The organism is Actinomycetota bacterium, assembly GCA_028698215.1.
In the GTDB taxonomy this organism is placed as follows: Bacteria; Actinomycetota; Humimicrobiia; order Humimicrobiales; family Humimicrobiaceae; genus Halolacustris.
The window spans coordinates 1-9582 of sequence record JAQVDY010000041.1 but is presented as its reverse complement, the minus strand read 5'-3'; the positions used below and the strand labels follow the sequence as shown (position 1 = coordinate 9582).

General features: G+C 45.2%; 8 protein-coding genes. 5 read left to right on the top strand and 3 right to left on the bottom strand.

The features are described 5' to 3' along the window. On the top strand, nt 1-1089 hold a 1089-nt coding region (locus PHN32_08620), incomplete at its 5' end, for an endonuclease/exonuclease/phosphatase family protein (protein ID MDD3777652.1). A gap of 60 nt (nt 1090-1149) precedes the next feature. Then, nucleotides 1150-1935 (top strand): hypothetical protein, encoded by a 786-nt coding sequence (locus PHN32_08615; GenBank protein MDD3777651.1) that lies wholly within the window; start codon nt 1150-1152, stop codon nt 1933-1935. Between the two features lies 1 nt (nt 1936). Here the strand turns inward: PHN32_08615 and PHN32_08610 are convergent, their stop codons facing one another. After that, entirely contained in the window at nt 1937-2755 is an 819-nt protein-coding gene (locus PHN32_08610) for an SDR family NAD(P)-dependent oxidoreductase (GenBank protein ID MDD3777650.1), read from the bottom strand. 33 nt (nt 2756-2788) lie between these two features. After that, on the bottom strand, nt 2789-5122 hold the full coding sequence (locus PHN32_08605) for an AIR synthase-related protein (GenBank protein MDD3777649.1): 2334 nt from the start codon (nt 5120-5122) through the stop codon (nt 2789-2791). Nucleotides 5123-5449: 327 nt separating this feature from the next. On the opposite strand from PHN32_08605, the gene PHN32_08600 reads away from it, so the two are divergent. Then, nucleotides 5450-6460, top strand: a complete 1011-nt coding sequence (locus PHN32_08600; protein MDD3777648.1) for a hypothetical protein — start codon at nt 5450-5452, stop codon at nt 6458-6460. Nucleotides 6461-6804: 344 nt separating this feature from the next. After that, entirely contained in the window at nt 6805-7371 is a 567-nt protein-coding gene (locus PHN32_08595; protein MDD3777647.1) for a hypothetical protein, read from the top strand. A 67-nt stretch (nt 7372-7438) separates the two neighbouring features. On the opposite strand, the gene PHN32_08590 is transcribed toward PHN32_08595, so the two are convergent. Beyond that, nucleotides 7439-8167, bottom strand: a complete 729-nt coding sequence (locus tag PHN32_08590; GenBank protein MDD3777646.1) for an SIMPL domain-containing protein — start codon at nt 8165-8167, stop codon at nt 7439-7441. Nucleotides 8168-8458: 291 nt separating this feature from the next. Between PHN32_08590 and PHN32_08585 the strand changes: the two genes are divergently transcribed. Continuing rightward, nucleotides 8459-9582: DUF3048 domain-containing protein (locus PHN32_08585; protein ID MDD3777645.1), on the top strand; the 1124-nt coding region annotated here is incomplete at its 3' end.

Below are 9582 nucleotides of genomic sequence, written 5' to 3'. Positions count from 1 at the left end.
GCTTGGCTGTATGTGGTCCAGGCGGCCTTAGGAAATATTGCCTGCCTGTGGCTTATATCGGCTGCCTTTATCAAAGGTATGGGCCAGGAAAGGCAGCATAACCTTTACTGGCCTTATGTGGCTTCAGCAGGGCTGGGAGGCCTGCTGATGGCTATCTTGGCTTTCATCTATTACAGCAGCTATGATTTGGTATTGCCTTTTGACCCTTGGGCAGTGGCCCTTTTTGCTGCCCTTTTGGTGGCAGCGGGAGGCCTGGCCTCAGCAGTCCTGCCCTGGAGCGGTAAACCGGTCAGGCTGGCGGTGGTTCCCTGGTATTTACTGCTGATACTGCTACTGGTGCCGTTAATGGTATCCGGTTTTTTAAATACAGGCACTAACTACCACCGGCAGAAAGATACGGTCAGGGTTATGGACTACAACCTGCACCAGGGATTTAACATAGATGGTTTCCTGGATTTGGAAGCTATAGCCAGGGTGATTGAAGGCAGCGGGGCCGAAGTGGTAGCCCTGCAGGAGGTATCCCGGGGCTGGGTAATAAACGGTGGTGCAGATGACCTGTACTGGCTGGCCCGCCGGCTGGGCATGGATTACCTGTTTATGCCTGCTTCAGATGCGGTGTGGGGCAATGCCCTGCTAAGCAAATATCCTGTAAAGCTGCTATCCAGCGGATTTCTGCCCCGGCTGGGGGCACCGTTGAGAAGGAGCTACCTTTTGGCAGAAATAGATACCGGAGCAGTGGAAAATATAAGGGTGATGGTTACCCATATCCACCATATAGCTGATGAAGGCCATATAAGGGAAGAGCAAGTACAGCAGGTTATAGAAGGCTGGGGAGGCCGTGACCGCACTTTGATTGCCGGTGACTTTAATGCCGAAACCGGGGATCCCGAGATAGAAATGATGAAAGAAGCCGGGCTGGTGGATGTGCAGCTGCAGCTGGGAAAGCAGGATCAGCTTACCTGGGTACACTATCCTCCATACCGCCGTATTGATTATATATGGGCCACCCCGGATCTAGAAGCATCCGGACTGGAAGTAATCTACAGCCGGGCTTCGGATCACCTGCCGGTAGCGGTAGATGTAAGGTAATAGTTTGATTTATCATCAGCCTCATGACTAAAGGGGACTGTTAATAGAAAGGAAGATAAAATGAGCAAAAAGGCAAGCAATATAGCACTTGCATTTCTTAACCTGGTTTTTTTCCTGGGTATGGTGGCGGTTAATGCCTTAGCCAATATCCTGCCCATAAACAACCTTAATACAGGGCAAATATCAGATATGTACCCCAACCTGTTTGTGCCCTCAGGGCTCACCTTTTCCATATGGGGGCTGATATATGCCCTGCTGGCCTTATTTATAATCTACCAGCTGGTAGTTTCATTTAAAGCCAGCGGGGAAGGCTTGTTTAGGAAAATAGGAATACTGTTTATACTGTCTTCTGCCTTTAACATAGGCTGGATCTTTTCCTGGCATTATCAGCTGGTATGGGTGTCCCTGATTATAATGGTGCTTCTTCTGGTTACCCTTATTGCCCTGTACAGCAGGTTAAGAATCGGCCGTTCTGATGCCTCTAATGGTGAAAAATATTTGGTCCATATGGCTTTCAGCTTCTACCTGGGATGGATAACTATTGCTACCATCGCCAATGTCAGTGCTTTTCTGGTGGATCTGGGCTGGAACGGTTTTGGACTAAGCCCGCAGTTCTGGACAGTACTGGTTATAGCAGTAGGTATTATCATTAACCTTATTGCCCTTTTTAAAAATCACGATATCTTTTACGCCCTGGTAGCGGTATGGGCTTTCCTGGGTATACTGCTAAAAAGGATGGCAGATACCTCTATGCCCGATCTGGCGGTAGAAATTGCCGCCATTGTGGGTATGGCGGTATTGGCACTCGGTATTATTGTGCAGCTGATCAGGAAGAAAGTTTATTAAATCATTGGGTGTCCCGGCTTCCTATATAGGAGCCGGGAGGCCTTCTGTAAAGGGTCCTGCCCCCATCCACTATTATATCTGCGCCGCAGATATAGGCAGACATATCAGAAGCTAGAAACAGGGCCAGGTTAGCTATATCTTTTGGTTTACCTATTCGGCCCAAGGGTACCTGGGAGCTGAGCCGGACATTGGTTTGGGGCTCATCCGGGTATTTTTTCCTTAGCATAGGGGTATCAATTACACCGGGGCTGATAAGGTTTGCCCTAATACCCTGGGGCAGCAGTTCGTAGTTTATGCGGTTTACAATGCCTTTTAGCCCTGCTTTTGAGGCTGAGTAGTGCATGCCTCCTCCTGAGCCTGTAATGGAAGCTACCGAAGAAATTACAATTATATTTCCCTTCTTCTGTTCCATCATGGGGCCAATCAGGTATTTTATAAAATAAAAGGCGCCGGAGAGGTTAACTTCCATTACCCGGTGCCAGTTTTCAATTTTTATTTCCTTTATTTCTTCGTTGAATTCTGTGGCTGCATTTATTACCAGTATGTCTACCTTGCCCCATTTATCCATTACCTGCATACAGGTATCCTTTACCTGCTGGTGTATGCCCGTATCACAGGCATAGAATTTAGCCTGGGGGACTTTTTTTAAGGCCCGGCCTGCTTTAGGCTGGCTGGTTCCGCATATAATAACCTGGGAATGGTGTAGGGCAAAGGCCTGGGCTATGGCCAGCCCTATGCCGCTGGTCCCTCCTGTTATTAAAGAAACCTTCCCTTCCAGGCTAAGCTCATCCAGTTTTATTCTTTTATCATTTCCAACCATTGCTTCCAGCTCCTGTAAGTCCTATAAATATTTTTAGTCCTTAATATATGCTGCGGCCAGTTCATCATAGTGTATGTCCAGCACGGGCTGGCCGCTTTTAAAGAAACTTAAATTACCGTCAGGGGTGGTAGTGCCTATCTCTGTAATTTTTACCTGGTATTGGGCACAAAGTTCTTTAATTTCTTCCCCTTTTCCCGGCTTGGCTACTACCAATGCTGCCAATGACTCGCTAAGCAGCAGATAATCAATTCTATCCAGGCTAAAAATAGCACCTATATCTATCCTGGCCCCGGTTTTGTCTCTACCTTTTATGATCATATCAGCCAGGGCTGCTGCCATACCCCCCTTACCTATGAGCTTGGCGCTTTCCCAATACCCTTTTTCTGCCCCCTTTATGGCGGCATGTTCCAATCCGGCTGCCTGGCTAGGGGATAGATTTGGCAGGTTTTTCCCCAGCTGTTTGCTTAGCTGGGCATATTCCGAACCTTTAAATTGGTGTTTTATCTCTCCCAACAGGTAAATAGGGGCATTATGTGTTTTTAGGCCGTTGGTAACTGTCTTGCTGTAATGGTCTATATACCCAAAAACACCCGGAATCATAGAGGGGTCAATAGCCTTTATTTCTTTTTTCTCAGTAGTAAAGGTATTGTTTAGGGAAACATTTCCCGATACCACCGCCAAGGGCTCTTCCGTATTATAGATAGGTATTTTACAGGCTTCATTTAATCCTTTGATTCCTTCGGTAAAACTATGGAAATCTTCAGGTTTATCCGGGTTGGCGTAATTGCAGCCGTCAGTAACCGCCAAAGGTGTCAAACCGGCCAATGCCAGTTTCAGCCGGGCTTGCAGTACTGACAGGTATGCCTGCTCCAAGGGGGTGCCGTTTCTTCCATGTATTGACTTTCCTCCAAATACCAAAGCAATCCCTTTCTGTTTATGCCGGTCATCTACCTGTTCATCCCGCAGGGGAGCCATAACTGCTACATCTGTTTCTGCCGGCTTGGTTACCAAATAATTTTGGTCGATATAGGCTTGGTAAGCACCTTTTTTAAAATAAACATTATCCGAACTTAAAACACGCAGTACTAAATCCTTTAGGCTTTCCGGCTCTTCTACCTTAAATTCTTCTACCGGGGTAACTGCCGGAGGCCTGGTTTCAGGATCGTATTGGGGAGAATGGGTGATCAGGCTGTTGGGGATATCGCAGAAAATTTCTCCGCTTTTACTGTCTTTCATTATAAATTTGTCTTCAGCTATTACCTGGCCTACTATGGCCACTTTCCCCCCGCTGCCTATAAAGTCCCGGTTTCTTCGAAAAGCCTCCAGCACCAGGTCAGTGGCTTTTCCCGGAGGAGCTATTATCATGTTTCTCTCCTGGTCTTCCCCCACGGCCAGTTCATAAGCGCTGATGCCTGCCGGGGATGGGACCTGGTCCGTATATATTATTACCCCGTAACCGTCCGGAACCTGCTCGGAAGTAGAGCAGGTAAGCCCGGCTGCCCCCATATCTTTCATGGATACCAAATCAAACAGCCCTTCTTTTTTCAAGGTTTGCTTCAGCTGATCCAATACGGTTATGGTATCCCTTTCCAGTTCAGGCTGGGAACCAAATTCAACTTCATACAGCTGTTTGCCCTCTTCCCTGGACTTGGAAGCGCTGGATGCCCCGCCGGCAGCAGCACCCCTGGTTTCCTTGCCCAAATAAATTAAATTATAGCCGGCTGAATCCCTGGAGGCTACATTGGGCATCAGTTCATCTTTTCGAACTACCCCTATGGCTGAAACATTGGCCAGGCAGTTGTCTTTAAAATACTCATTGAAATCAGTATCTAAATCTATCAGCGGAACCCCTATTACTTTACAGTAATTGGCTGCTCCTTTCGTTCCCTGGTCTAATATGAATTGGGAGTGCTGCCCGCTTAAAGGCCCGGTCCTTAGTGAAACACCGCAGCCGTAAACCTTGGCCCCCATGGCAAATATATCCCTTACCACTCCCCCTATTCCTGTAGCGGCGCCATCATAAGGGTTTTCCTGGGTGGGGTGGTTGTGGGACTCGATTTTAAACACTACCACATAATCGGTTCCCGGTATGGCTACTGCTCCCGCCTCGCTTTTTTCAGTAGCCAGCACATAACTATTATTGTTGATTAAAGTCTTTAAGGTTTTTTTGGTGTGCTTGTAGGAGCAGTGTTCCGACCACAGGGAATCCAATATTCCCAATTCAGTGGTGCTTAAAATTTTTCCAGCCCTTTTCTGGGCTTCCTTGGCCTCAGATAATGATAAGCTCCAGCCGTTTTGATTAATAATTTCTGCCAGCTGGGCATCGCTTTTTTCCCCGCTTAAAAAATCTATATTTTTTTCACTCATAGGACCCCGCCTTTTGGTAATATTATTCATGATTAATTTACTGTGTAAAATTATAACATAAACCAGGCCCGGCTTTTTAAAGAATCAACATATAATTTAAAAAAATAATGCTATCATAAAAGGCAGTCGAGGGTTTTTTAGCTTTCTGGCTGATTAGCCTAAGGATAAGCGAAATTTTTGGGGTTAGGCAGTTTAACTGGTTTGGCTTATGTAACCAGGCCCTGACCCCTGGCTTACCGTAAAAACAGGAAAAAATTTTTATATTAATTGCTTAATTAGGTATATAATTAAAATATATCACTCCTTTAGGCCAAAAGTGAGGCTATTATGCGTAAATTAAAATTTTCGCTAATCCCTGCCTTATGTTTTACTATCCTTTTACTTACCGTATCCTGCCAGTGCAGCCTGGTGGGGGAAGCTCCCCTAATTGAGCTGGAAATATATGACGGGCCTGATTATGTAGAATCTGAAGATATGGTTTTCTACCGGGTAGAGGCCATGGCCAGCGGTACTCCTGAGCCAGAGATTACCTTTTCTGAGGATGACCAGGTCAGGCTGCTGGCTAAGGACCGGGTAGAAGTAGCAGTAAAGGCGGGAAGTTCTTATGAGCTTACTGCCACCGCTGCCAACCCCAGGGGAACAGCTACAGTTACCATCTACTTAATGGGAGAATATGAAAAGGAGCCTGCTTTACCAGCAGCCCAAGAAAGTACGGAAAGCCAGGCAGAGACAACACTAGCAGAAACTGAGCCGGAAGTTACAGCTGAAGAACCAGAGCCGGAAGAGGAGCCGGAAGAGGAGCCATTGCCGGAAGAAGAAGCTGAACCTGTAGAAGAGGGGCCTACTGAAGCTTCGTTGGAAGTAGAAGTAAGCCAGTCGGGAAGTATTTATCAGGTAACCGCAGCCAGGTTTGCCTCTTCTGTAATTGCTGGCGACACCAGTGATAATGAAAGCATAAGCGGCTATATTAGTTTCGATATCTCCAGCCTTGCCGGTAAAGAGGTACAGTCAGCATCGCTAGAAATGACGGCAATGCCTGTTATAGGAAACGTAACCTCTTTTGGGTTTCTAAGGGTCGGAACCCTGGATTACGGCACCCTGGAAGTAGCAGACAGGAACATTCCTGCTTCTTTGCTGGTCCAGCTCCCCAATTCAACTACTGACATAAATTATGGTGAAGACAATCTAAAAAACGCCCTGCAAAGCAAAATTGATGCCGGCAGTAACCGATTCCAGTTAAAATTATACTGGTCACACCCATCTTCCAACGGAAATGGGGAACAGGATACCCTGGCTTATCATTTTGACAGCATACATATAAGGGTAGAATACATATAAGGGTAATTTAAACTGTAAATCATATTTGTTTTCATTTAGGCAACCATAAGTGCAGCTATATTAATATAGCTGCACTTATTGAAATATTTGGTTTAAGAAACCGGTTATAGTCACAGCCAGAGGGCTTTCCTGTTTCTAGCTTAATATAAATAGCTTATTGGTGGCAGGGGCTGGTTTATATATGGGCAGCTTTTTATAGTAAGTATCTTAAATTTTTATTATTCTTAATTCGCCGCAAGCTTTGTAAATTGCCCCTGTATAATATATAATCTGCCTTATCATTGCTAAAGGTAACTAGTGGACCTAAATTCTATATTGGGCTTTAAATAAAAGAATAAATAAATATGAAAAGAAACTTTACTTCAATTTTAGTTATAGTCATACTGATTTCTTTGTTTTTGATAGTTATCTATGAATCACGCAATCCTGATACCACCCCGCCAGCGGTACAAGCAGAATTTCCTGAACCAGTAAATGATAATTCTGAAGAAGAATCTGCTCCGGAAGTTTCCCCTGAAAGCACCACCCGGAAAACTGATGAGATTAGCCAGGCCAGCATCACCGAAGAAGATGAAAAAGATAACCAAATTGCAGACAGCGAGCCTGATTTGCTGCCAACAACCGAAGATGAACCCGAAGACGAAGAGGGTTTTCCCACCTTAAGCCTGGTAGCGTATGAGGGGCCGGTGGTGGTTTCAGAAGGCCAATTATGTTATTACCGGGTAAGGGCCATAGCTTCAGGAGACCCTTATCCCGCTATACGGTTTAGCAGGGACGACAGCAGTGGGGCCTGGGGGCGGAATATAGCACAAATAAACCTGGGACTGGGTCAAAGCTATACCCTGGTAGTTACCGCTACCAATACTGCGGGTACTGAAACCAAAAGCATAACCCTTACCTGGGCTCCCTAGAATTTGCTGGTTACTACAAGGCTGCCCCCGCAGCTAAAAAATCATACAAGACCAGACACTGACTTCTTTAGTTAATAGTAAAAATAACGGTTACCGGTATCATTACTTCTTTTTCAATAGTAGAGGTATCATAAGTGCCCCAATCCGATACATCAGTGGAATTAACTGGCAGTACCTGCACTACCCCCAGGTTTGCCGATTTTATAACGCCAATCTTTTTACCGCTTCCTTCAGCAATTTTCTGGGCCCTTAGTTTAGCATCATTTATAGCATCAGGGATTAGGGAAATGCGCAAATCCGGCAGTTTGGTATAGTAATATTCCAAAGACTGGGTATTAAATATAACGCCGGCATCAATAAGCTGCTGATTATTTTTTGCCATATAGGTGATCTTGTCAACATCATTGGACTGTATGGTTACCACTTGCCTCAGAACATTCTCCTTGGGGACATTGGGATCATAGAGATAAAGCTGTTCCATAAACACTGGTGAAATATCGATTTCCTGCTCGCTGAAACCATTTTCTTCAAAGAAATTTATTACCAGTTCCCGGTCATGCTGCATCATATCATATCCTGATTTTAGATCTTCGGTTAAAACTGTACGGGTAAAACTTGAAGTCCATTTGGCCAGGTCAGAAGTTACTTGTTCCCTCACCGATCCGGTAACCGCCAGCGTATCTTGGGGGAGCCTCACCCTGTAAAAAGTATAGGAGGCTATCAGCGCGGCTATTATCAAGCATATACCTAATATAAGGGATACATATATTAGTTTATTAGACTCTTTTTTCTCCATGCCCTATTCCTTTAAAGTTTTTAATAAAAGCCTGCAATGCTTAGCCGGTACGGCCTTAGCATAGGCTGAAGCATGCCTTTTAGGCTAATCCCTAACATCATTATATTGCTTTAAGGGTAAAATAAAAATATTGGGCTGAATTTAATTTTTAGTATAAAAAAGGAGAGTTTATTTTAGCATCAATAATAGGGAGCTTTTCAGGAACCAGCTATTTAAATTTTATATTTTAAATATTGGCCGGTTACCCTTATAATTACAGAAATTAAAAATAATAGATGCGGAGAGCAGCCATTGAAAACAAATAAAAAAAATTCTATTTACATAATGTTTCTAGCCCTAACCCTGGTACTGGCCCTGTCGGTAACCATGCCCCTGCTAAGCTGCAGGGCCGAACCTGAGCAAGGACAAGAAGAGCCTGGACAGGAAGAAGTAAAAGAAGAAACAGAACCGGAAGAAGAAACAGTGGAGGAAACTGGGCCGGAGGTAGAAGAGGAACAAATTAGCACCAATATTAATATGTTAAGCGGACTGGAGCTTTCTGGCACTGTCCAGAACAGCAGGCCATTGGCTATCATGGTGCAGAACAGTCCCCAGGCCAGGCCCCATTCCGGTTTAATAAAGGCTGATATTGTATTTGAAGCTGTGGCTGAAGCAGGGGTTACTAGATTTGTTACCCTCTTTTCTTCATATGATGCAGAAATAATAGGGCCGGTAAGGAGTGCCAGGATTTACTTTGCGGAGATAGCCAGGAGTTTTGACCCCATATATACTTTCTGGGGCACTTACCCTGAGGCTTATGATGCCATAAAGACAATGGACATGGATGTTCTGGATGCTAATAGTACCGCCTATGTAAACCATACTACGGCCGGGTGGAGGGAACCTACCCGGAGCAATGCTTTGGAGCATACTGCATTTATTGATACCTATGGCATAAAGGAAGATGCCCAGCTCTACGGGTATTCCCTGCAGGGAGGGCAGTCTCCTATGCAGTTTAAAGTGGATGCCCCCTATCAGGAAAGGGGAGAAATAGATCAGGTTACGGTAGACTTTTCCCATGACCAATACCAGGCACAATTTGTTTACGATATTGATTCTAACCAATACCTTAAATTCCTGGCGCAAGAGCCCCACACCGATTACGAGACGGGGGAGCAGTTAAGCTTAAATAATGTAGTGGTACTGATTACAGATATAGAGGGACCGGTAAGCAGTGCCGGCCATATGGTTATCAGGACTACTGGAAGCCATCAGGATGGAAAAGCCTTTTATTTTATGGATGGGCAGGTAATGGAGGGTACCTGGGGCAGAAGTGATATATATAGTCCTTTCCAATTCCATGGCAGTGACGGCAATCCGGTTCAATTTAACCGGGGCCAGACCTGGGTATGCATAGTCCAGAGTTTAGACAGGGT

Bases quoted from the DNA above. Each gene is read 5' to 3' on its own strand.
- PHN32_08590 (MDD3777646.1), bottom strand. From the start codon at position 8,167: ATGGAGAAAAAAGAGTCTAATAAACTAATATATGTATCCCTTATATTA.
- PHN32_08615 (MDD3777651.1), top strand. From the start codon at position 1,150: ATGAGCAAAAAGGCAAGCAATATAGCACTTGCATTTCTTAACCTGGTT.
- PHN32_08610 (MDD3777650.1), bottom strand. From the start codon at position 2,755: ATGGTTGGAAATGATAAAAGAATAAAACTGGATGAGCTTAGCCTGGAA.
- PHN32_08600 (MDD3777648.1), top strand. From the start codon at position 5,450: ATGCGTAAATTAAAATTTTCGCTAATCCCTGCCTTATGTTTTACTATC.
- PHN32_08605 (MDD3777649.1), bottom strand. From the start codon at position 5,122: ATGAGTGAAAAAAATATAGATTTTTTAAGCGGGGAAAAAAGCGATGCC.
- PHN32_08595 (MDD3777647.1), top strand. From the start codon at position 6,805: ATGAAAAGAAACTTTACTTCAATTTTAGTTATAGTCATACTGATTTCT.